The sequence below is a fragment of the Mesorhizobium sp. B2-3-7 genome (assembly GCF_006442695.1).
Lineage (GTDB): Bacteria > Pseudomonadota > Alphaproteobacteria > Rhizobiales > Rhizobiaceae > Mesorhizobium.
Window position 1 is genome coordinate 1 of the sequence record NZ_VFVV01000026.1, and the last position, 1,348, is coordinate 1,348.

Here is a 1,348-nt window from a genome sequence, read left to right on the forward strand (position 1 = left end):
ATTTGAGAACCCTCATCACAGCCCAGCAAACACCCAAAGCCGACGCCCAAGGTCAAAAACAAAGCCCGCAAAACCAAGCCAAGCCAAGCCAAAGCGTTCAGGGCCAAGCCTCGGTCGTTCCATGCCTCGGGGCCAAGACGAGCTCTCAGCTCGCGCGGCGGAGAAATTGGGCTTCCCAGAGCCGAGGCCAGCCACGAAAATGCGAAATGGATTCAGCCGGCAGGATTCCATCCCAGCCGGCTTCAGCGCCTGCCGTCCTGGCTGGATCGCGAGGAGCAGATCCCACCTATCGGCTGCAGGCGCGATCCTCGATCGCGGCGGCCCGACTGAGGCGATATCTCGGTTATGCCGAATCAAGCGATCCGAACCTGTCTGCGAGACAATCGGACCAAAATGCAGGTTGGTCGACGTCGGTCGAAATTGCTAATATCTGACATCTATTGCTAAATCCGTGCCGTGATCCCATGTCTCTTTCCGGGAGGTTGTCATGCCCAACTACGCTCTGAACGACCACTATGAGCGCTTCATCAGGAAACAGCTCGAATCAGGTCGCTACAACAATGCCAGCGAGGTTGTCCGCGCCGGCCTGCGCATGCTCGAGGATTTCGAGGCGGAGCGGGAAAGGTGGCTGCGCGAGGAAATTCCGGGCAGCCTGGCCGAGCTTCAGCAGGATCCAGCTAAAGGAATCCCGGCCGAGGCGGTTTTTTCCCGGCTGGAGGCGCGTCATCGCGCGAAACAGGCGAAAGCCAAGTAGGGGATGGGCTATCGGATCGTCTTTCATCCGGCCGCACAAGCCGAACTCGAACGGCTCTATGACGACATAGCCGAGCGCGCATCGCCGGCGATCGCCTGGAATTTCGTCGCGGGTATTCAAGGCCATTGTCTCGGTCTATCGACTTTTCCACAGCGTGGCACCGAGCGGCGCGAGATCATGCCCGGACTGCGGATCATCGGCTACCGACGGCGGTCAGCATTGCCTTTGCGGTCGAGGGCGAGCGGGTGCTGATCCTGGGCATCTTTTACGCAGGCCGGAACATCACACCGGAATGGCTGGAAGATCGCCGCTGAAAGCCGCTCGGGCAAGGTCCGCAGCCGTCGGGCGGACAGCGGTTTTCAAAGCGAGGCATACGGTCCGAAGCGAGTATCCCAGGCGCGACCAAGCGCAAAAAGCGATGTGGAAACTCAGCCTAGCCAACTCACGAATCTCGACCCTGCGGATATCTCCACGAGAAATCGAAAAAACATCTGAGATCGGTGTTGACAGTTTGTGAGGGTGGCGACTATATACGCCTCACGAACGAGGGCGGTGCGCCGCTGGCGACGAAGAAGTTTGCTTCTAAGACTGCCC

1 protein-coding gene and 1 pseudogene are annotated in these 1,348 nt (G+C 59.2%); both read left to right on the forward strand.

From position 1 onward, the window contains the following. Window positions 1-487 precede the first annotated feature (487 nt). Window positions 488-754 carry a type II toxin-antitoxin system ParD family antitoxin gene (locus tag FJ940_RS28315; RefSeq protein WP_140513829.1) on the forward strand — a complete coding sequence of 89 codons (267 nt, stop codon included), beginning with the start codon at window positions 488-490 and terminating at the stop codon, window positions 752-754. Between the two features lie 3 nt (window positions 755-757). Next, window positions 758-1,068: pseudogene (locus FJ940_RS28320) on the forward strand (type II toxin-antitoxin system RelE/ParE family toxin). The last annotated feature ends 280 nt before the right edge of the window (window positions 1,069-1,348 follow it).

What these genes read in the sequence shown, in the direction of transcription:
- FJ940_RS28315 (WP_140513829.1), top strand. Translation starts at nt 488, where the DNA reads ATGCCCAACTACGCTCTGAACGACCACTATGAGCGCTTCATCAGGAAA.